General features: G+C 64.0%; 17 protein-coding genes. 14 read left to right on the top strand and 3 right to left on the bottom strand.

Annotated elements, in window-relative coordinates; genetic code table 11:
- Positions 1 to 12: 12 nt before the first annotated feature.
- The 3 genes from ACZ5IU_RS11245 to ACZ5IU_RS11235 form a co-directional block, all read right to left on the bottom strand.
- Positions 13 to 4,104 carry a coiled-coil domain-containing protein gene (locus tag ACZ5IU_RS11245; RefSeq protein ID WP_464417320.1) on the bottom strand — a complete coding sequence of 1,364 codons (4,092 nt, stop codon included), beginning with the start codon at positions 4,102 to 4,104 and terminating at the stop codon, positions 13 to 15.
- Positions 4,105 to 4,178: 74 nt separating this feature from the next.
- Positions 4,179 to 5,456, bottom strand: a complete 1,278-nt coding sequence (locus ACZ5IU_RS11240; RefSeq protein ID WP_464417318.1) for a M20 metallopeptidase family protein — start codon at positions 5,454 to 5,456, stop codon at positions 4,179 to 4,181.
- Between the two features lie 28 nt (positions 5,457 to 5,484).
- On the bottom strand, positions 5,485 to 6,267 hold the full coding sequence (locus tag ACZ5IU_RS11235) for a fumarylacetoacetate hydrolase family protein (protein WP_464417316.1): 783 nt from the start codon (positions 6,265 to 6,267) through the stop codon (positions 5,485 to 5,487).
- Between the two features lie 117 nt (positions 6,268 to 6,384).
- Between ACZ5IU_RS11235 and ACZ5IU_RS11230 the strand changes: the two genes are divergently transcribed.
- The 14 genes from ACZ5IU_RS11230 to ACZ5IU_RS11165 all read left to right on the top strand — a co-directional run bounded on the left by ACZ5IU_RS11230 (position 6,385) and on the right by ACZ5IU_RS11165 (position 20,865).
- On the top strand, positions 6,385 to 7,017 hold the full coding sequence (locus ACZ5IU_RS11230; protein ID WP_464417314.1) for a ribonuclease H1 domain-containing protein: 633 nt from the start codon (positions 6,385 to 6,387) through the stop codon (positions 7,015 to 7,017).
- A 67-nt stretch (positions 7,018 to 7,084) separates the two neighbouring features.
- A complete protein-coding gene (locus ACZ5IU_RS11225) occupies positions 7,085 to 7,912 on the top strand; it encodes an EFR1 family ferrodoxin (RefSeq protein WP_464417312.1) in 828 nt (275 codons plus the stop codon).
- Between the two features lie 122 nt (positions 7,913 to 8,034).
- Complete coding sequence (locus ACZ5IU_RS11220) at positions 8,035 to 8,259, top strand: hypothetical protein (protein WP_464417310.1); 225 nt, start codon at positions 8,035 to 8,037, stop codon at positions 8,257 to 8,259.
- A gap of 108 nt (positions 8,260 to 8,367) precedes the next feature.
- Positions 8,368 to 9,768, top strand: coding sequence for a sodium:solute symporter family protein (locus tag ACZ5IU_RS11215; RefSeq protein WP_464417308.1), 1,401 nt, complete (start codon positions 8,368 to 8,370; stop codon positions 9,766 to 9,768).
- 4 nt (positions 9,769 to 9,772) lie between these two features.
- On the top strand, positions 9,773 to 10,996 hold the full coding sequence (locus ACZ5IU_RS11210; protein ID WP_464417306.1) for an ATP-binding protein: 1,224 nt from the start codon (positions 9,773 to 9,775) through the stop codon (positions 10,994 to 10,996).
- Positions 10,993 to 12,354 (top strand): sigma-54-dependent transcriptional regulator, encoded by a 1,362-nt coding sequence (locus tag ACZ5IU_RS11205; RefSeq protein WP_464417304.1) that lies wholly within the window; start codon positions 10,993 to 10,995, stop codon positions 12,352 to 12,354. The genes ACZ5IU_RS11210 and ACZ5IU_RS11205 overlap by 4 nt, the downstream gene beginning before the upstream one ends.
- Positions 12,354 to 13,556, top strand: a complete 1,203-nt coding sequence (locus ACZ5IU_RS11200; RefSeq protein WP_464417302.1) for an RNA polymerase factor sigma-54 — start codon at positions 12,354 to 12,356, stop codon at positions 13,554 to 13,556. The genes ACZ5IU_RS11205 and ACZ5IU_RS11200 overlap by 1 nt, the downstream gene beginning before the upstream one ends.
- Positions 13,557 to 13,789: 233 nt before the next feature.
- On the top strand, positions 13,790 to 14,932 hold the full coding sequence (locus tag ACZ5IU_RS11195) for an NRAMP family divalent metal transporter (RefSeq protein ID WP_464421904.1): 1,143 nt from the start codon (positions 13,790 to 13,792) through the stop codon (positions 14,930 to 14,932).
- A 31-nt stretch (positions 14,933 to 14,963) separates the two neighbouring features.
- On the top strand, positions 14,964 to 15,725 hold the full coding sequence (pxpB, locus tag ACZ5IU_RS11190) for a 5-oxoprolinase subunit PxpB (RefSeq protein WP_464417300.1): 762 nt from the start codon (positions 14,964 to 14,966) through the stop codon (positions 15,723 to 15,725).
- Positions 15,722 to 16,822 carry a 5-oxoprolinase subunit C family protein gene (locus ACZ5IU_RS11185; protein WP_464417298.1) on the top strand — a complete coding sequence of 367 codons (1,101 nt, stop codon included), beginning with the start codon at positions 15,722 to 15,724 and terminating at the stop codon, positions 16,820 to 16,822. Before pxpB ends, ACZ5IU_RS11185 begins: the two co-directional genes overlap by 4 nt.
- Positions 16,823 to 16,844: 22 nt before the next feature.
- The gene (locus ACZ5IU_RS11180; RefSeq protein WP_464417296.1) at positions 16,845 to 17,612 is read left to right on the top strand and encodes a LamB/YcsF family protein; all 768 of its coding nucleotides are present in this window, start codon (positions 16,845 to 16,847) and stop codon (positions 17,610 to 17,612) included.
- The gene (locus ACZ5IU_RS11175; RefSeq protein WP_464421901.1) at positions 17,612 to 18,409 is read left to right on the top strand and encodes a putative hydro-lyase; all 798 of its coding nucleotides are present in this window, start codon (positions 17,612 to 17,614) and stop codon (positions 18,407 to 18,409) included. Before ACZ5IU_RS11180 ends, ACZ5IU_RS11175 begins: the two co-directional genes overlap by 1 nt.
- A 368-nt stretch (positions 18,410 to 18,777) precedes the next feature.
- Positions 18,778 to 19,779 (top strand): 3-dehydro-L-gulonate 2-dehydrogenase, encoded by a 1,002-nt coding sequence (gene yiaK, locus ACZ5IU_RS11170; protein WP_464417294.1) that lies wholly within the window; start codon positions 18,778 to 18,780, stop codon positions 19,777 to 19,779.
- Between the two features lie 72 nt (positions 19,780 to 19,851).
- Complete coding sequence (locus tag ACZ5IU_RS11165; RefSeq protein WP_464417292.1) at positions 19,852 to 20,865, top strand: TRAP transporter substrate-binding protein; 1,014 nt, start codon at positions 19,852 to 19,854, stop codon at positions 20,863 to 20,865.
- Positions 20,866 to 20,991 lie beyond the last annotated feature (126 nt).

Here is a 20,991-nt window from a genome sequence, read left to right as displayed (position 1 = left end):
CCGAGAGCCGTCCTATTTCCCGGAACCCTGTTTCCCCTTCCGGAGCGCCTCTTCGCGTTCCCTGCGCTCGTTCAGTTTCACGACATCCTTTTCGAGAGCCTTGATGATGTCCTCGGCGCGCTTGTTCGGCACGAGCTCGACGCTCCGGCGGTATTTCTCGAGCGCGGCTTCGATCTTCCCCTGTTTTCGCAGGACGGTCGCTTCGTTGTAGAGCAATGCGGCAAGTTTCGTTCTCTCGGCCTGCTCCGCGATCTTCCGCTCGATGCCCTTCACGTGGGCCTCGAGATCCGGCATCGGATAGAGCGACAGGCTCAGTTTGTAGATTCTGAGCGCGTCCTTCAGGCGCCCCGTCTTCTGCAGCGCGACGCCCTCGTTCCGAAGGCGAACCGCCTCTCTCATGTCCCTCTGGATCTTCTCGTAGAGCTTCTTCACGTGCGTCTCGAGTTGCGGGTCCTTTCGGTAGGAAAGGCTCTGACGATACTTCTCGAGCGCCTCGGCGTTGCGTCCGTTCTTCTGCAGTGCGATGCCCTCGGCGCGGAACGCGGCCGCCTTCTCTCTACGCTCCTTTTCCGACAGGAGCAGCGTTTCGAGCTGATCCGCATATGCCTGAAGCTCCGGATCGGGACGGACGCCGAGGCTTTCCCGGTATTTCTTCAGCGCCTCCTCCGGGTTCCCCTGCTTCTGGAGTGCGATTCCCTCGCTGCGAAGACCTCGCGCCCTGGCGAGACGCTCCTCGTCGGCCCGGACCTTTTCTCCGAGCGCTTTCGTCCGTTTTTCAAGCACGCTGTCCGACCGGAGCGCGAGGCTTTCCGTAAAACGCTCGAACGCCTCGCGTTCGCGCCCTTCCTTCAGGAGGGAATGTCCTTCATCGGCCAGCTTCTCCGCTCTCGCGCGGCGGTCGCGGTCCAGCTTCGCCTCCGCCGCGATCTTCGCGAGCTCCGAACCGAGTTCCTTGTCCGGGAAGAGCGCGTAGCTCTCCTGATATTTCGCGAAGGCGCCCTCGAGGTCGCCGATCTTCCTGAGCTCCTCCGCTTCGGTCGCGATCTGGCGCGCTGCTTCGCGCTTCTTCGCCGCGTCGACGATTTTCCGGTTCACGCGCGTGACGGCATCGTACGCGTCCTTGTCCCGGAAGAATCCGAGACTTTCCTCGAATTTCGCGAGCGCCTCCTCGAGACGCCCGGAAGCCTCGAGCTTCCCTCCCTCGAGATACGACTTCAGGGCGAGCTCCTGCTTCTCTTCCCGCTCGCGGATGGCCTTCGTCACGCGTTCGACGGCTTCCGAGGTTTCGGCGGTTTCCCATGTCCTGTTGCTCTGGCGCAGCTTCGAGAGAGCATCCTGCAACTTCCCGCCGACCTCGAGATCAAGCGCCTCGCGGAAGAGCGCCCGCGCCCCGGCGATAACGGCCTCTCTCTCGGCGAGAGCCTTTTCGATACGTTCGATCGCGGTATCGCTCCTGCTGTCGGACGCCTTCGACGCGCTTTCCCGCGCCTTCGCCAGGGCTTCGTCGAGTTTTCCCGCCCGCTCGAGGCGCAACGCATCTTCGAGAAGTCGTCCGGCATCCGCGCGCGCATCCGCGCGCATTCTGTCTCTTTCGCCGATCGCTCCGCGCAGTCGCGCGACCGCAGCGTCCGTACCGATATCGGGAGAAAGTTCCGCACTCGCATTGAATTCGGCGAGAGCCTCGTCGAGCTGCCCCTGCCCTTCGAGAGCCGTTCCCCGGGCTGCCCGGGCCGCGGCGAGAGCCCGCCGTTCCTCCCCGGTCCGCGCGCGATCGAGGATCGCCGACTGGACGCGCGCAAGCGCTTCGAGAACACGATCGGAACGATACACGCTTCTGCTCGTCTCGTACCCCGCGAGCGCGTCCTCGAGCCGTCCGGCCTTTTCGAGAATTTCGGCCTTCGTGTAGAGCTCGTTCCCACGGTCTTCGGACGCTTTCCGCTCCAGCAGACGGGCGTTCAGACGCGCGAACGCTTCGTCCTTTTCCTTCGTCGGATCGAGAGTCCGGCTCTCACGCATCGCCGTGAAAGCCTCGTCAAGCCTTCCGAGCGACTCGAGCTCCGCCGATTCCTGCGCGAGCCTGACCGCACGCTCCTTTTTTTCCGCCGATTCCCTGGCAAGCGCGTCGACCTTTCCCTGAACGCGCAGGATGGATTCGTCGACCTCGGCCGCCGTGACGAGCGAGGCGCTTTCCTCGTACGCCGCGAGCGCTTCGGGGAGCCTGCCGAGGCGTTCCAGTCTCGCTCCGTTCCTGCTCAGCCCGGCGGCACGGGCCTTCCGTTCGTCCGCAGCCCGGATTTTCTCGCCGATCCTCCGGATCGCCTCCTCGGCGTCCCTGAGGGGAACGACGGACTGGCTCTCCCGAAGTTTCACGCGAGCGGCCTCGAGTTCTCCCCTCAGTTCGAGGTCCGAAGCCTCCGTAAAGAGGGATAGCGCCTTCGCACGGGCGTCGGCCTCGCTCCGTCCGCGCTCGACGATCTTTCCCTCGAGGCGCGTCATCGCTTCTTCCACCTTCGGATCAGGCAGCAGCGCAAGGCTCTCCGCGAACCGTTCGCGCGCCCCGTCGAGATCGCCGGCCCTTTCGAGTTCCGACCCGGAGCGGAAGAGCCTGCCCGCGCGAAGCTGCTTTTCCTCCTTCGACTGGATGCGCTCCCGTATGACCACCCTGAGCCGGTCCACGGCCTTCGCGATCTGCGGATCGGGCCAGAGCGCCTGGCTCGCGAGGTACTCGTCGAGGGCATCTTCGACCTTCCCGGACTGCTCCAGTTCGGACGCCTTCGCGGCCATGCCCGTCGCCTTCGCCTTGCGGTCACGGCGTTCCGAGAGCTGCGCCTGGAGTCGTCTGACGGCGTCCTCCGCCTCTTTGTCGGGCCATGTCAGGCGGCTTTCGCGATATTTCGCCAGCGCCTCCTCCGTATGGTCGGTAAGTTCGAGGTCGTACCCCTCCTGGAAGAGACGATACGCACGTTCCTTTTTCTCGCCCTCTATCCTCGCTTTCTCGCGGATGGCAGCAGCCAGCCTGCCTGCTGCCTCCTCGGCCTTCGCGTCCTGCCAGAGCGCAATACTCGCTTCGTAGGAGGCCAGCGCCTCCTCGAGACTTCCGATCCGCTCGAGTTCGGCGCCTTTTCGGGCGAGCGCGGCTGCACGGGTTTTCTTCTGCTCGTCGGTCGCAAGGCGGGCGTCTATCGTCGCGTGAAGTCGGGCGGCCGTTTCGTTCACGGCTTTATCCTGGACGTAGCGCAGACTTTCCTCGAAAAGATCGAGCGCCTCTTCGAGTCTGCCATCCTTTTCGAGCGCCTGGGCCCGCGTCTTCAGATCGTCCGCTTTGGCCTTCCGCTCGTCCCGCTCCCGGACGAGCGCTTCGATGCGCCCGGCCGCTTCGCGTGCCTCGGGGAGCGAAACCGCCCGGAGGCTTTCCCGCAGCTTCGAGAGCGCGTCGTCGAACTTTCCCGCCCCTTCGTCGGCGAGCGCCTCCCGAAGGAGCCTCGACGCCGTCTCCCGCATCTCTCCGAGATACGTCTGTCGTTTCACACCCTGTTCGAGCAGCGCCGAGGTCTCGTCGTCTTTCCAGAGGCCGAGGCTCTCGCGGAACTTGACGACGGCTTCCGCGGCCATATCCCGCGACAGCAGGGCGCGTCCCTCTTCCCGAAGCGCCCGGGCCGCCTGGAAGTTCTTCCGCCCCTCCGTCATCGAGAGCAGTTCTCCCCGGGCCTCTTCGGACTCGGCATCGAGCCGGAGCGCCTCTTCGACGAGCGCGATCGCCCCGTCGAGATCACCGCGCTGCCAGAGAGCGCGTGCTTCGTCGACTTTGTCGAGCGCCTTTCGGATCGCCGCCGCCCGCGCATCGGCCGACGCGACTTCCTGATTCAGCGTATCGAGCCCGGGGAGCGGCTCGAGGTCGACTTCGAGATCCGAAAGCCCCGGGAGGGCCGGGAGTCCGCTCCCGCCTCCGGACTGCCCCGGCATTCCGGACGGAAGCGGCGGGGGCTCGTCCGCGGACGCGACATCGGGAAGAACCGGTTCCCCGATCGCCTGCGCCGGAAGAACCGAAGCAGGCACCACGAGAATACACACCATCATCGTCAAAAAAAACGTTCTCTTCGTCATCCGCCGTTCCTCCTCGCAATCCGTTCAGGGATTTTAAAAAAAACAAGAGCGTCTTTTCCGTACACTTTCTCGTATTATACCCGGTCGCGCCTGAACGAAATCCGGCGCCACGCAATGCCGCAGAGGGCGGCAACGCAATCGGGGAAGATATCCTCGTCGACTCTGAAGCGGGGATTGTGGTGCTGTGCGTCCGTTCCCTTCGCCGGATCGGCCATTCCCGCGAAGATGAACGTTCCCGGGACCTTCTCCTCGTAGTAACTGAAATCCTCCGACCCCATCGCGACCGGGGGCTCGACGACACGCCCGGCGCCAAACATTTCCGTCAGGGTGGCCTGCGCGAGAGCCGTCATCGCCGGGTCGTTCACGGTCACGGGGTAGATCGGGGTGTAGACGAGCGTCGCTTCGCATCGCGTCGCCATGCAGATGCCGTCGGCGATCCGCTTCATGCGGCCCTCCATCGACGCCCTGACGGAAGGGCTCGTCGAACGGACGTTGCCCGTGATCCTGGCCGTCTCCGGAATGATGTTCGGCGCCGTTCCGGACTCGATCTTTCCGATGCTGAGGACCGCCGTTTCGAGAGGATCGATCTCGCGGCTGATGATGCTCTGCATGGTCGTGATGATCGTCGCGGCAGCGATGGTCGGATCGAGCGCGTCCTGCGGGCGGCCGCCGTGCCCGCCCTTTCCCTTCACGGTCAGCTCGAACACGTCGGCCGACGCCATCATGCCGTCGCTCCGGAGGCCGAAGACGCCGCTCGGCAACGACGACCAGACGTGAAGGCCGATGATCGCGTCGACGCCTTCGAGTGCCCCGCCCTCGATCATCCGTCCGGCGCCGGAGTCGAATCCGGCCTCCTCCGCAGGCTGGAAGATCAGGCGAATGCGGCCCGGAATCTCTCCGCGCACCTTCGAGAGCACCGTCGCGACGCCGAGGAGAATCGCCGCGTGCGCGTCGTGTCCGCACGCGTGCATCACGCCCTTCACCTTCGAGCGGAACGGAACGTCCGTCTCCTCGTCGAGCGGAAGAGCGTCGATGTCGCCGCGAATAGCGACGCACGGTCCGGAGTGGTTCGCGTTCAGATCCGCGATCACGCCCGTTCCGCTCTCGCCGACCCCGATGCGGATATTCTCGCATCCGAGTTCGCGGAGCCTTTCCGCGATGAACCGCGTCGTCTCGCGTTCCTTCCAGGGGAGCTCGGGGTTCTCGTGAAACCGTCTGCGCCACGCGACCACGTCCGGCCCGATGGCGGCGGATTGCGTTCTCAACGTCCGAAGATCCATTGATTCGTTCACCTCGTATTCTTTCAAGCCGTTCTCCGGCAGGAGAAACCGCCGGGAATCGTCCGGCAGCACCGCCCGCTGCTTCCGTATGCGTCCCCGGTCAGCGGACGACGATCTCGTCTTCCACAGTGTTCGAAAGCGTCCCGATTCCCTCGATTTCGACGCGCGCGACATCCCCGCGCGACAGGGGGCCGACGCCCGAAGGCGTTCCCGTGATGATGACGTCGCCCGGGAGGAGCGTCATTACCTGCGTGACGAACTCCACGATCACGGGGACCGGGAAGATCAGGTTCGCCGTCGACGAATGCTGGACCATCGTATCGTTGCGCCACATGCGGATCTCGAGGTTCGACGGATCGAGCCCCATGACGATCCAGGGACCAATGGGCGCGAACGTGTCGAACGACTTCGCGCGCGTGTACTGGACGTCCTTCGCCTGAAGATCCCGCGCCGTGACGTCGTTCGCGCAGGTGTAGCCCAGAATGTAGTCGTCCGCGTCGTCGCGGGAGACACGGCGCGCAGTCTTTCCGACGACGATCGCGAGTTCGGCCTCGTAGTCCACGCGCTTCGATATCGAAGGTCGCAGGATCGTATCGCCGTGCGCGATGACGGCCGTGGACGGCTTCATGAACAGAAGCGGCTCTTCGGGAAGCTGAAGCTTCATCTCGGCGGCGTGATCCCGGTAGTTCAGGCCGAGGCAGACGATCTTTCCCGGACACGCCGGAGGAAGGTATCGATCGACGTCCGCAAGCGTACACACCGGTTCTCCGAGTCCCCATTCTCCCATGATGTCTCCGTGCAGCTCGCGGATCACGTCGCCTTCGGTCACGATTCCTGCGCAGCGTCGGCCGCCGTGTTCGAAACGAAGATACCGTACAGTCATGCCCGTCCCTCCAGACATCTCGAATATACGTTTCAGGGTCTGATTGTACTCAATAACCGGGCAATCCGCCACGTGTCCGCGTGATACCATAGTGATTTGTACGATGGAGGTGATCCCGTGGGATCGAAGGTCTACGCCGTCCGAAGGGGGCGGACTCCGGGAATTTTCGCGTCGTGGGACGAATGTCGCGCGCAGGTGACGGGTTTCCCCGGCGCTGAATTCAAGAGCTTTCAGACGAGGGAGCAGGCAGAGGCGTACCTGAACGAATCCGTTTCCGCTCCGGCGGAACTCGGGAACGTACCGCCCGATCCCCGAAGGGGGGAAATGATCGCCTACGTCGACGGCAGCTTCGACGCGAAGACGAACGTCTACGGCGCGGGGGCCGTGATCTACTGGGAGGAGGGCGTCGAACGGATCCGCCGTTCGGGGACCGACCCGGATCTCGCTGCGATGCACAACGTCGCGGGAGAAATTCTCGCTGCGATGGCGGCCGTCGAGTTCGCGCGCGCACACGGAGCCGAACGCATCGTGATCCACCACGACTACGAGGGAATCGCGCGCTGGCCCAGGGGAGACTGGAAAACCGGGCGTCCCGGAACGAAGGCGTACGCGGAAACCATGCGGGCGGCGGCGGAAAGCCTGCGGATCGACTACGTGAAAGTTCTCGCGCACTCGGGCAATCCATGGAACGACGAGGCGGACGCACTCGCGAAGAAGGCCGTCGCCGAGGCTTCCGGCCGCAAATCCTGAAGGGCGGACCATTCCCGGCTTCCTGCTACAATTGACCTGCCGGAATACGACATAAGGAGGGAAAGATATGCGAAGCGCATCTGTGGAGCTGTATCACTTCAGCGGTTCGGGAAACACGCTGACGGTCGCGGAGGAGATCGCCCGCACCCTTCGGGAACGGGGAATCGCCGTCGCGGGGCACAGGATAGAAAGGGGATTTGCGGGCATCGAACCGGGGCAGTGTCTCGGCTTCGCCGTCACCGTCGCCTACTTTTCGACCTATCCGTTCATCTGGAAGTTCCTCGAATCGCTCCCTCCGTCGCCCAAGGACGCGAACGGGGCGGGCGTCGAGGTCTTCTACGCCGGCACGATGGCGGGATTCGCCGGCGGCGCCGTCGGCTCGATCCGCAGGGTTCTGACCGACAGGGGATACAGTCCCGTCGGCGCGAAGGTCTTCCTGATGCCGTCGAACTACCATAACGCCACGATCGACCGCGCGACGAACGAACGCAGGATCGCGAAGGCGAGAGCCGAAGCGGCGTCGTTCGCGAACGATCTCGCCGACGGCCGTTCGTCGTGGGGACGCATTCCGGTCCTTTCCGACATGGTCGCCGCGATCTCCCGGAACGAGTGGGCGGTAAGGAGTTTCCGGAAAAGGTACCGTCTCTTCTTCGACCGGTCGAAGTGCGACAACTGCGGACTCTGCGCGGATCTCTGCCCGGTCGGCAACATCTCGCTCGATCCGGACGGAACGCCTCGAATGGGAAACTCCTGCGAGTACTGCCAGCGATGCGTCTCGTTCTGCCCGAGACACGCGATCGGCATTCCGGGAAAGCAGTACATGCAGTATCGCGCCGCGCCGCTCGAAGCGATTCGCAGCGGAGCGCTCGGGCCGTCGGGAGAGGAATCGCGATGACGTCGAAACTCAGGATTTACATCGAACGGCCGATGTCTTCGGCCTGCTGAAGCAACTTCATGTACGGAGAGGACGAAATGCGCTCCTTTCCCATGCGGACCGCCCGTGAGGCGGTCGGAAGATTGTTGAGGAAGGTGCGCGGACGTTTCGAGAATCGTCTTCGGGTCGACCTAATCGATCCGAGGTGCTTTTTTTACCTTTTCGATCTCGTGCGCTTCAACGTGCGGGCGACGGAGCCGACGTGGGTGCTCGACGGCCGGCTCCTCTTCAGGGGGATTCCCGACGAAACGGCGCTCCTGCGCGAACTCGAACGCAGGATCCGTCCCGCGGACGATTCGGAGCCCTGACCGCGCCATGCCCTGGGAGACCGTCCTTCTCGACTGGGGGATGTTCGCGGCGCTTCTCGTGCTCCCCGCCCTGATCGTCCGGACGTTGTTCGGAAGGAAGCGGCGGCCGTGATCCTGTCGCAGGCGGTCGGAAATCTCATCGCGTTCGGATTCTACGCGATCCTGCTCGTCGTCCTCGCGGGGCAGGCGTTCACGTGGAACGAGAACAGGACGCGCTTCTACCTCGCGGGAAGGAGTCTCGGACTGCGCTCGTCGCTGTCGACGTTCTGCGCCACGTGGATGAGCGCGGCATCCCTCGTCGGGTACACGCTCTGGTTCTACAGGGACGGCTACGTCGCGTTCACGGGTTCGGTCAACGGGTGGATGCTGGGACTTCTCGCGCTCCCCTTCGCGGTCACGCGCCTGCGGAAAAGTCGCGCTCTCTCGCTTCCCGAATGGCTCGCGACGGAATACGGCGACCCGCGCCTCCGGACGATCGGCGCGTCGGCGCTTCTGCTCGCGTACACGTTCTACATCGTCACGCAGTTCCAGGCCTTCGGCGGCATCGTCTCCCACATGCTCGACATCCCGTCGTGGGTCGCATCGCTCCTCGTCTACCTCTTCGTCCTCTACACGACGTTCGGCGGTCTCGCGTCCGTCGCGTCGAGCGACGAGATGAACCTCGCGCTCATCCTCGTCGGCGTGACGGTTCCGGCCGCATATATGCTCTGGCGTCTCGGAACGCCGAGGGAGCTCCACCACGCGTTCGCGGCCCTCGGCCCGGTCCTGATGCGCCCGTTCGGATCCGAAAGCCCAGCGTTCATCTTCCCGATGATGCTCGCATGGGGGCTCGGCGTCGCGGCCAACCCTCAGTACGCCATCCGGATCATGTCCGCCGGCTCACGCCGGACCGCGTACCTGATGCTTATCCTGACGCCGCTGATCGTCGGCTGGATCTACGTCTGCCTCACTCTCACGGGCATGGGAGGACGCGTCCTGCTTCCGTCGCTCACGGGTCCGGGAGACGACGCGGCCTTTTCGACGCTCATCACGGCGATCCTGCCGCCGCTGCCCGCCATGCTGCTTCTCGTCGCCGTGCTCGCGGCGGCCGTGAGCACGGCGAACTCGCAACTGCTCCTCGCGGCGTGCTCGTGGTGCTACGATCTTCCGTTCAGGAACAGGACGCTCCACAGGGGCGACTTCGGGAGCGAAGAACTGTTTCTCGTCCGCAACAGGGTCGCGATCGGCGCCATCGCGTCGCTCTGCCTCTGCATCAGCCAGTTCCCGCTACCCGGCATCCTGAGCCTCGGACGCTACAGCTGGACCGTCGTCGCGCTCTGCTTCTTCCTTCCGATGTACCTTCCCGAACGGTACCGCAGGCGACGCCTCTTCATGGCCGTCCTCGTCGCGCTCGCGATGCACCATACTCTGCTCTTCCTCCTGCCGTTCCCGGCGGAGATCACGATGCTGCCTTCGCTGCTTCTGGAGCTGGCGGTCCTTCTCGCCGGGCCCGATAGGCCACAGGGGTGACGCCGTGGAAACGAGAATCAAGGCGGTCGTCGCGCTCCTCTCGATCATCCTCATCGCGTCGCTCGCCGGCGTTTCGCTCTATCAGGGATACATCGGACGCATCGAGGACGATTCGGCAAGAATTCTGAACATGCGCGACGAGTTTTCCGCTCTCGACCGGATCGGCGCGACGCGCCTCCTCCGGAAGATCGCCGAAAACTGGACCATCTCCCAGACTCACGAGCGCGGTGCAATCCCGCTGACCACAGCCGCGGGAGCTTTCTACGCGATCCCCGACGGACGGACCATCCTCGCCGCGATCGTCTTCCGGCAGCGCCACGTCCTCGTCGCGGGCGTCATCGGACTCCTGCTCGCCGTCGAAGCGGCGATCTTCCTCGCATGGAGCCTGTCGCGCCCTCTCAAGAGGCTCGCGTGGGCGTTCGAGCAGATCCGTTCCGGATCGTGGGTGACGCTTCCCCCGTCGAGGCGGCAGCCGTACGAGGTCCGGCGTCTCACGGCGATCTTCAACGACATGGTCGACACGCTGCGGCGATGGCAGAAGCTCGAACGACAGATCTCCCGCATGGACCGTCTCGCGTCGCTCGGGCAAATGGTGGCCGGCGTATCGCACGAAATCCGCAATCCACTCGCGAGCATGCGGATCCACCTCGACCTCCTGTCCGAAAGCGTCTCTCCGGACGGAGATGAATCGCTGCGGATTCTCGGGGACGAACTCGACCGGCTCAACCGGACCGTCTCGCAGCTCCTCGCGTTCGCGAGCCCGCGTCCTCCGCTCGTGGGCCCCATTCATGTCAGCGATCTGTTCCAGTGGTGCCGCCAGATGCTCCACGCCTCGCTCCGCAAGGGCATCACATGGGACGTCTCCCCTGTCGACGATGATCTCGGACTCTGGGGCGATCCGCAACAGCTCAGACAGATGCTTCTGAACCTGCTCCTGAACGCCGTCGAGGCGATGCCGCACGGAGGGACCATCCATTTCGCGGCGCAAAGGAACGGGAATGGGGTAGAATTTCGGGTGTCCGATACCGGCCCAGGCCTTCCGGACATCATTCAGGAGCGGATCTTCGACCCGTTCGTCACGACGAAAGCGGACGGAACGGGTCTCGGGCTTTCCATCGTCCACCGGATCGTGGAGCTTCACGGCGGCCGGATCGAATACGAGACATCCCCGCAGGGGACGACATTCGTCGTTCATATCCCGGGGCAACGGGAGGAAATCCGCCAATGAACGTCTGGATCGCAGAGGACGAACCGCATCTCGCTCAGGGGCTTCGCGCCGCGCTCGAGAAACGGGATTACACCGTTTCGACCGCCGCCAATCTCGCATCGCTCCAGCGGCTTCTCGAATCGGGAAGCCCGGAGGTCGTTCTGCTCGACATTCGTCTCCCCGACGGCGACGGACTTACGGCGATCCCGCATATCCTGAAGAGTTCGGAAGAGGCCAGAATCATCGTCATGACGGCGTTCGGAGACTCTTCGATCGTCGTCCGGGCGATCAAGCAGGGAGCCTACAACTACCTCGACAAACCGTTCCCGCTCGAAGCCGCCCTGAACATGATCGCCCGCGCCTCGGAATCCATCGCGCTCTACCGGCGCGTCACGCGCATGGAACAAAGAACGTCGGTCACACTCGCGGGCTCGTCGCCGGAAATGCGCCGCGTCGAGGATTTCGCCCGCAAGGTAGCACCCTACAAAGATGTCAACATTCTGATCCGGGGCGAGAGCGGATCCGGCAAGGAAGTCGTCGCCCGCATGATCCACGCGGTCTCCGGCGACAAGGGAGAGTTCGTGCCGCTGAACTGTGCGGCGATACCGGAATCGCTGCTCGAAGCCGAACTCTTCGGATGCCTGCGCGGCGCCTACACGGGGGCGACCGCCGATCGTACGGGACTCGCCGAGATCGCGCACCAGGGGACGCTCTTCCTCGACGAGATCGGAGGAATGCCGCTCCAGCTCCAGGGGAAACTCCTGCGGTTCCTCGACTCGCGCTCCTTCCGCCCGATAGGTGGCGGACAGGAACGGAAGGTGTCTCTTCGCGTCATCTGCGCGACATGCGACGACCTCGACGCAAAGATCGTCGAACACACGTTCCGGAGCGACCTCTACTACCGCATCTCGATGCTGCCGCTCGAGCTGCCGCCCCTCAGGGAGAGGGGCGAGGACATCATCGAGCTCGCGCATATTTTCATCGAATCCTTCCGGAAGCGTTCGGGAGCCCACGCAGTCTCACTGACTCCCGAAGTCCGGGAAACCTTCCTGCGCTATCCGTGGCCCGGCAACGTGCGGGAGCTGAAGAACATCATCGAGCGAATCTTCATCCTCCGCGACAACGACGCCGGCGACGTCGCGCTCCGGGATCTGCCCGCCGATATGCTCGACGCGCTCCCCAGAGAGGAATCCCCGGACATTCCGAGGGGGGGAACGCTCCCCGAAGCGCTTCAGGAATACGAGCGACGCCTGCTCGAAGACGCGCTTGCCCGATCCGACGGCAAACGCGGACGCGCGGCGCGCGAACTCGGCATCTCGCGCTTCGCGCTGCTGCGCCGCATGCAGCGGCTTGGAATGGAGCAGGGCGGCGCTTCCTGATGCGGATCCACCATGGGCTCGAACCGCACCTGAAAAACGAACTCAGACAGATACCTATTCCGCTCCTCCTCGCCAGGCTTTCGCTCGTCACGACACCCGCCGCGAACCTCTACGAGACGCTCCTGACGCTCTTCGGAGACAATCCGTTCTTCACCCTGACGCCTCCGCGGGAGTCCGCGCACATCCCGGAAGCCGGCGAGGACGGTATCGAAGACATCCCCGACATGGACACGGTACTGCGCTTCCAGCTCGCGTCCTGCCCCGCCATCAGGGAACTCGGCGACGCGGCGGCAATCCTGCCGCAATGCCTCGACACGAACGGACGCCTGACGGTCGGCGACGGCGAACTCGCTTCGCTGCTCCGAATCGCCCCCGAGCGAGTTTCTCCACTTCTCGCAGCCGTACAGGACTGGGTCGATCCCCCGGGTCTCTTCGCGAGAAACCTCACAGAGTGCCTTCTCATCCAGCTCAGGCGACGCGGCGAGAACTCCGGGGACGCGGCCGAACTGCTCCGCTCGGGCGCGGAAGAACTCGCCGACGGCGGTCCGGCGTTCGTCATGAAGACTCTCGGCTGGTCGAAGGAACGTCTGGATGCCGCCCTGTCACGCCTCCGGATGCTCGATCCGCATCCGGGGGGCGCCTTCGGAACGACAGGACGGGTCATCCCGGAGATCGAATTCGTTCCGACCCCGGGCGACGGAGTCCGAACCCGATATCTCCCGGACAGGCTTCCCCGGGTTCTCGTCGAGACGGATCTCTTCCGGGGCATCGATACGCCTGTACTCTCCGCTCTCTGGCGACGGGGACAATCCCTGCTTCTCGCTCTCGCGGTCCGGACACGCGGACGGATGCGTGTCGCGATGGAACTCGCCCGGATCCAGAATGCGGCGATCCGGTCGCCCGGAACCGCTCTCCTCCCCTGTACGCTCGGGCAGATCGCGCGCACGACGGGCCTTCACACATCCACCGTACAGCGCATCTCCCGTTCGGTCTGGGCAATCGCTCCCGGGGGAGTCATGCCTCTGTCGCGCCTCTTCTCCCGCCCCCTGAGATCCCGTCCCGACATGTCCGTCGACCGCGTCCGCAACGAGATCGCCATCAGAAGCGCCGGCGGAGAGACAGACGGCCGCATCGCGGCCGAACTCCGCATCCCGGTCCGCACCGTCGCGTGGCACCGCACGCGCACAAATCGCACATCCTGACAGGGTTGCGTGCGATATCCGCACGATGCGACATGGCGCAGATTTCCCTTCCCCCTTCCCCCATCCCTATTTTTCCACCTTCCGGGTTCGGCAACTTTTTTGCATATATATCGACGGAGATCCATTCATTCATCCTTATGGAGGTGTTTGGTGTGGCAGGAGAACGGCTTGATGCAACCGGCGGCAAGAGCAAGAAAGAGGTTCTGAGCGTCCTTCTGGGCGCGGCGTTCCTGATGGCGACGTCGGCGATCGGTCCCGGGTTTCTCACGCAGACGGCGGTGTTCACGGAAAAGATGAAGGCGGCGTTCGCCTTCGCTATCCTCGTGTCCATTCTCATCGACGTCATCGTCCAGCTCAACATCTGGCGGATCCTCGCGGTCTCCGGAATGCGCGCGCAGGACGTCGCGAACAAGGTTCTTCCGGGGCTGGGATACTTCCTCGCGTTCGCGGTCGCGCTCGGCGGGCTCGTCTTCAACATCGGCAACATCGGCGGCGCGGCGATGGGGTTCAAGGTCCTCTTCGACCTTCCGCTCATATACGGCGCGATCATCAGCGCCGCCATCGCCATATGGCTCTTCCTGAGCAAGGAGATGGGCAAGGCGATGGACCGCTTCGCACAGATCCTCGGGTTCATCATGATCGCGATGGTGTTCTACCAGGTGTTCAAGACGCAGCCCCCGGTCGGCGAAGCGCTGAAGCAGATGGTGCTTCCCGAGAAGATCGACTGGCTCATCATCCTGACGCTCGTCGGCGGCACCGTCGGCGGTTACATCTCCTTCGCCGGGGCGCACCGGATCATCGACGCGGGCATCGTCGGCAAGGAATCGATCGGCGACATCAACAAGGGCGCCGTCAACGGCATCGGCATCACGGGAATCATGCGCTTCCTCCTCTTCCTCGCGGTCCTCGGCGTCGTCGTCGTCGCCGGAAACAAACTCGATCCCGCGAATCCCCCCGCTTCGGCGTTCCGCATCGGAACGGGCGAAATCGGCTACAAGATCTTCGGCGTCATCCTCTGGGCGGCGGCCATCACGTCCGTCGTCGGCGCGTCCTATACGTCGATCTCCTTCCTCCGGACGCTCTTCAAGACCGTCGAATCCAACCTCCGCTACTGGATGATCGGGTTCATCTGCGCATCGACAGCGATCTTCGCGACGGTCGGCCAGCCCGTCAAGCTCCTCATCTTCGCGGGATCGATCAACGGACTCATCCTCCCGCTTGCGCTCATCTCCGTCCTTCTCGCGGCGTACAAGAAGGACGTCGTCGGCGACTACAAACACCCGGTATGGCTGACCGTGTGCGGCTACATCATGGCCGGATTCACGCTCTGGATGGGACTCAAATCGCTTCCGAACATCCTGAAGATGTTCAGCTAGAATGGAGGGGCATGCAAAGGAGGCGAGAAATGTGACCGGAGGAAAATACCCCAGGCTGCTCAACGCCGGGGATTCATGCGTCGTCGTCGAGTTCGGCGATTCGATCGACATGGAGGTCAACGCCCGCGTCCAGGCGCTCAAGGAGCGACTCGCGAACAGCGGACTGTCGTGCATCCGCGAACTCATCCCGACCTATCGTTCGATAGCGGTATATTTCGAGCCGGACACGACCGACCCCGCCGGCTTCACGGCGATGCTCGAGACGCTCTCCCGGGACGAGCGAACGGCGACCGCGGTCCGTTCGGCCGGGGTCGTCATTCCCGTGTGCTACGGAGGAGAATTCGGCCCCGACATGGCGAACGTCTCCGCGCACACCGGCCTGCCGGAGGATGAGATCGTGCGCCGCCACACTGGAACGGATTGCTATTGCTACATGCTCGGGTTCACGCCGGGCTTCGCGTATCTCGGAGGAATGGACGAAACGCTCGCGACGCCACGGCTCAAGGAACCGCGAGAAAAGATTCCGACGGGGAGCGTCGGCGTCGCGGGCAAACAGACGGGAATCTACCCCATCGAAAGCCCCGGAGGCTGGCAGCTCATCGGCCGGACGCCGCTCAGGATGTTCGATGCGGGACGCACCCCGCCGACCGTGATCGAGGCGGGAATGTGGGTGCGTTTCAGGGCGGTCGGCCGTACCGAATATGACCGTCTCGCCGCACTTCGCGCCCGGGGAGAGGCCGATATCGAACGTTTTACGCACGACTCGCGCCCGGAAGCTGGTGAACGCGCATGAAGCTCGTGGTCGGTAACCCGGGGATGCTCACGACCGTCCAGGACCTCGGACGCTGGGGGTACCAGCAGGCCGGAATGCCGGTCGCCGGCGCCATGGACGCCGACGCGCTCAGGATCGGAAACATCCTCGTCTGCAACGACGAAGGGGCCGCCGGGCTCGAAATCACGCTCCTCGGACCGTCACTGACGGTCGACGGCGATGGACTCGTCGCGGTGGCGGGCGCCGATCTCGGATTCCGGATCAACGGCGGTCCGGCACCCTGCTGGACCGCTCTGAAAGTCACGACGGGGGACCGGATCTCATTCTCCGGTCCCGCGGGGGCGGGGGCGCGGGCCTACCTCTGCGTCGCGGGCGGCATCGACGTCCCTCTCGTCATGGGAAGCCGCTCGACATATCTCCGCGCGGCCCTCGGAGGATTCGGAGGCAGGGCGCTCAAGACGGGCGACCGGTTGGAATCGGGCGCGCTCCCGGTGCTCTGGAAGCGGGCGGAAGGATTCGCGTGCCCGGATGACCTGCGTCCCTGCCGGGACATGAACGTACCGCTCAGAGTGGTACCCGGCCCGCAGGATGACCTCTTCACGCAGGAAGGCATCGATACGTTCTACGGTTCCGAATACACGATCACGAATTCGGCGGATCGCATGGGATACAGAATGGAAGGCCCCGCCGTCGCACATACCGGAGCGCCGGACATCGTCTCCGACGCCATACCCCTCGGTGCGGTCCAGATTCCGGGACACGGGCAGCCCATCGCGATGCTCGCCGACCGCCAGACGACCGGGGGATACACGAAGATCGGCGTCCTCTGCACGCCGGACATCGCCTCGCTCGCACAACGCCTGCCCGGGCAGAAGGTTCGCTTCCGCCGCGTCACGTTCGGGGAAGCGCTTTCGATCTCACGCGCGGAGCGGGAAAGAATCGCTCTCGTGCGACAGGCGCGCGCCCTCCGGACGACGCGGCCGGACGACGCGCCGCATGCGGGAGGCAGTCCGGAAGAGCGACTCCTGGCGACGCAGCGACTCTCTTCGACAGGATCTCTGAAACTCGTCGTCGACGGAACCGCCTACAACGTGACGTGGGAAACCGCGTCGGAATGAACCGAAAAGGGAGGCCGGCAACATGATCGATCTCAACAGCGATCTCGGGGAAAGCTTCGGGGCCTATACGCTCGGAATGGACGACGACGTCATGAAGAGCGTCACGTCCGCCAATGTCGCCTGCGGGTTCCACGCGGGCGATCCCGAGGTCATGCTCACAACCGTGAAACTCGCCGCCGCTGCTGGCGTCGCCGTCGGAGCGCATCCGGGACACCCGGATCTCCAAGGGTTCGGACGCCGGACGATGGCATGTTCGCCCGACGAAACGTACGCCTATTGCCTGTACCAGATCGGCGCTCTCGCGGCCGTGTGCCGTTCAGCAGGCGTCAGGCTCCAGCACGTCAAGGCGCACGGAGCGCTCTACAACCAGGCCGCGAAGGATCTCGCGCTCGCGAAGGCGATCGCCCGCGCGACGAGGGACGCCGCCGACGGGCTCATCCTGCTCGGGCTCGCGAACTCGCTGTTCGAGCAGGCGGCGCTGGAGGAAGACGTCCCCTTCGCTTCCGAGGCGTTCGCCGACAGAGGCTACCAGGCCGACGGAACGCTCGTACCCCGGAACAAACCCGGCGCGATGATCGAAGACCTCGATGCCGCGGCGGCGCGGGTCGTCCGCATGGCGACGGAGGGCGCCGTCGAGGCTGTCGACGGAACGATCGTCAGGATGCGTCCCGACTCCGTCTGCCTTCACGGAGACAGCCCCCACGCGGTCGCCATGGCGGCGGCCGTCCGAAAGGCCCTCGAAGGGGCGAATATCGCGGTCCGACCGCTCTCGGAGGTGTTGAAGAAATGATGAAGGCAGCCGATTACGCTGCGTGGTCCCCGGAGGATGTCCGAAAGATCATCCGCACGGGCGAATGGTCGCTCCCGACTCCGGGGATGTGCAAAGGGTACGCGCAGGCGAACCTCGTCATGCTCCCGAAGGAACTCGCCTTCGACTTTCTCGTCTTCGCCCAGCGAAACCCGAAGCCCTGCCCCGTGCTCGACGTCACGGAGCCCGGAAACCCCGAACCGAAGCTCGTGGCCCCGGGGGCCGATCTCACGACGGATATCCCGCGCTACCGCGTCTGGAAGGACGGCCTGTGCGTCGACGAGCCGACGGACGTGAAGAAATACTGGCGCGACGACATGGTCGCCTTCCTGCTCGGATGCTCCTTCACGTTCGAGAGCGCGCTTCTCGACGCGCGGATCCCGGTCCGCCACATCGAATGCAACTGCAACGTGCCGATGTACATCACGAACATCCAATGCACCCCCGCCGGAAAACTTCGCGGCCCCATCGTCGTGAGCATGCGTCCGATCCCGCACCATCAGGTCGTCAAGGCGGCGCTCGCGACCGGCCGCTTCCCGGCCGTCCACGGCGCGCCGATCCACATCGGCGACCCCGCGGCGATCGGCATCAGGGACGTCATGAAGCCCGACATGGGAGACCCCGTCCCGATCAACGAGGGAGAGGTCCCGGTCTTCTGGGCCTGCGGCTGCACGCCTCAGGCCGCGCTCATGGACTGCAAGCCGCCGTTTGCGATCACGCACGCACCCGGCCACATGTTCATCACCAGCGTCAAGGACAGCGACTACGCAGTGTTCTAGGCGATGACAACGCGGGGGCGTCCGAAAGACGCCCCCGCCACATGAGTGCCGCATAAAAAACAGACTCCGAGGGATCGGAGCCTTGATACGGGGAAACCGTAAAGGGTTTTCCCCTTTGTTTGGGCAGAGCAGTACAGGAAACTTGTCGACGGTCGTCAAGATAATTAATCCCCAGAATCCGCATTTCGTGCAAAACTTCGATTCGTCATTCCGTCCCGATGCGCGTTCTCCTCTTCCGCACACTTACGTTCCATATAACAGAACAATAGTCTATCCAGTCGAACATTGACGAAGCTCCCCGTGGTCAGTAAGATTACCCTGCAAGCGATGAAATTTCCCGACGATTCGACGAAAGGGCGGCGCATATCATGCGAGTCGCGTACGACGAGATGAAGGGCGTCTTTGAACAGATCCTTCTGAAATACGGCTTTCCGGAAAAGACGGCCGACATCTCGGCGAGGCTCTTCACGGACAATAGCTGCGACGGCGTCTCCTCCCACGGCGTGAACCGCTTTCCGCGCGTGACCTCCTATATCAGGAAGGGATACATCCGTCCCGACGCCGAGCCGTCGCTCGAAGCGTCGTGGGGCGCAATGGAGCGATGGAACGGGAATCTCGCGATGGGCAACACGAACGCGGTGTTCGCGATGGACCGCGCGATGGCCCTGGCCGACGCGGCCGGAATCGGATGCGTCGCGATGCGCAACACGAACCACTGGATGCGCGGCGGCGCCTACGGACTCCAGGCAGCCCGCGCCGGATACATCGGCGTCTGCTGGACGAACACGCAGCCGAACATGCCTCCATGGGGCGCGAAGGACCGGCGCATCGGCAACAATCCGCTGGTCCTCGCGATACCGCACAAGGAGTATCCCGTTCTCATGGATGGCGCTCTCGCACAGTTCTCGTACGGCGCGATCGAGAGCGCGCGTTTCGCCGGCAAGCAGCTTCCCGTTCCGGGAGGGTACGACCGGAACGGAAATCTGACGACCGATCCGGCCTCCGTGGAAGAGACGTGGCGCGTGCTTCCGATCGGCTTCTGGAAGGGGTCGGGTCTTTCGATCGCGCTCGACATGATCGGCGCGATCCTGTCGGGCGGAAACACTGTCACCGAGGTCGGCAAGCTTGGCGACGAATTCTCGGTCTCGCAGGTGTTCATCGCCTTCGCCCCCCATGATGACGCTTTCGTGGAGAAAATCACGGAATCGGTCATCGCCGACCTTCGGGCAGCCACACCGGTTGGGGAGGATGGGGAGATTCTCTATCCCGGCGAACGGGCGGGCCGGACGCACAGGGAGAACCTCGAGCGGGGCATTCCCGTCGTCGAAGACATCTGGCGCGGCATTCTCGACGAGCTTCACGGCGCGTAAGGCAGGAGTTCTGCGGGAGGAAAGCCTCCCGCTCTCATCACAATCTCATACTCTCAGAGGAGGTACCACGGAATGAGGAAGTTTGCGACACTGTTTCTCGCAGCGGCTCTTGCGCTCGTCTTCGCCGTCCAGGCGGTTCCCGCACGGAGCGACGCGGCTCCGCTGAAGCTCGTCGCGGCGCACAACCAGACGTCCCAGGAGAACCCCTACCAGTACGGCATGAAGAAGTTCAAGGAAGTTCTCGAGAAGATCTCCGGCGGCGAAATCACGGTCGACGTTCACGCCGGAACGATCGGCACGAACGAGGACGAACTCGTCGAGAAGCTCAAGCTCGGCGCGGCCGACGTCGTCGTCGCATCCCCCGGCTTCATGACCAAGATCGGAATCCCCGAAGTGGATCTCTTCTCGCTGCTCTATCTCTACAAGAGCTTCGACCACTGGGGAAAGGTCGTCGACGGCGAGGTCGGACAGACGCTCTCGAAGATCATCAACGAGAAGTCGAAGAACACGTTCCGGATCGCCGCGTTCTGGTCCGCGGGCGTCCGGAACTACTACGGCAAGAAACCCGTCAATGCGATCGACGACCTCAAGGGCATGAAGATCCGCACCCAGATGTCCGGCGTCGTCGCCGAGTTCTGGAAGAAGACCGGCGCGATCCCGACGCAGGTCGCTTGGGGCGAACTCTACCAGGCGCTGCAGCAGGGCATCGTCGACGCGGCCGAGAACGACTACACGAACTTCAGCCTTCTCGACCACCACAAGACCGTCAACGGAAAGTTCATCACCGAGACGGAGCACGACTACACGACGCGGTTCGTCCTGATGAACGGCAAGAAGTGGGACGCGCTGACCGACAAGCAGAAGGAATGGATCACTGCGGCGATGAAGGAAGCCACGACCGAGGAACGCGCCGTGACTTTCAACATGCTCGCGAAGTCCAAGGCGAAGGTCATCGCGGACGGCGGCGTCGTGAACACGCTCGACAAGGCTCCGTTCATGGCCATAGCGGTTCCCATCCAGGACAAACTCGCCGAGTCGCTGAAGCTGACCGACCTCGTGGAGAAGATCCGGGCCGCGGGAAAGTAGCCTGCGCTCCGGACGCCGTTCCCCCTCCCCCGATGGGAGGGGGAACGGCGTTTCTTTGAAGGACTGCTCCCCGGATTCCCCGCGCCGCGCGGGGGATCTTTCTTTATCCGGCGGTCTTTCCGCAAA

This window comes from Lactivibrio alcoholicus (genome assembly GCF_055390895.1).
Note: the sequence above shows the minus strand (reverse complement) of the source record. Positions and strands in the feature narration are given on the sequence as shown.

Excerpts from the sequence above, each read along its gene's own strand:
- ACZ5IU_RS11235 (WP_464417316.1), bottom strand. The coding sequence starts at position 6,267 with ATGACTGTACGGTATCTTCGTTTCGAACACGGCGGCCGACGCTGCGCA.
- yiaK (WP_464417294.1), top strand. The coding sequence starts at position 18,778 with ATGCGAGTCGCGTACGACGAGATGAAGGGCGTCTTTGAACAGATCCTT.
- ACZ5IU_RS11185 (WP_464417298.1), top strand. The coding sequence starts at position 15,722 with ATGAAGCTCGTGGTCGGTAACCCGGGGATGCTCACGACCGTCCAGGAC.
- ACZ5IU_RS11245 (WP_464417320.1), bottom strand. The coding sequence starts at position 4,104 with ATGACGAAGAGAACGTTTTTTTTGACGATGATGGTGTGTATTCTCGTG.
- ACZ5IU_RS11225 (WP_464417312.1), top strand. The coding sequence starts at position 7,085 with ATGCGAAGCGCATCTGTGGAGCTGTATCACTTCAGCGGTTCGGGAAAC.
- ACZ5IU_RS11175 (WP_464421901.1), top strand. The coding sequence starts at position 17,612 with ATGAAGGCAGCCGATTACGCTGCGTGGTCCCCGGAGGATGTCCGAAAG.
- ACZ5IU_RS11200 (WP_464417302.1), top strand. The coding sequence starts at position 12,354 with ATGCGGATCCACCATGGGCTCGAACCGCACCTGAAAAACGAACTCAGA.
- ACZ5IU_RS11195 (WP_464421904.1), top strand. The coding sequence starts at position 13,790 with ATGGCGACGTCGGCGATCGGTCCCGGGTTTCTCACGCAGACGGCGGTG.
- ACZ5IU_RS11180 (WP_464417296.1), top strand. The coding sequence starts at position 16,845 with ATGATCGATCTCAACAGCGATCTCGGGGAAAGCTTCGGGGCCTATACG.
- ACZ5IU_RS11165 (WP_464417292.1), top strand. The coding sequence starts at position 19,852 with ATGAGGAAGTTTGCGACACTGTTTCTCGCAGCGGCTCTTGCGCTCGTC.
- ACZ5IU_RS11205 (WP_464417304.1), top strand. The coding sequence starts at position 10,993 with ATGAACGTCTGGATCGCAGAGGACGAACCGCATCTCGCTCAGGGGCTT.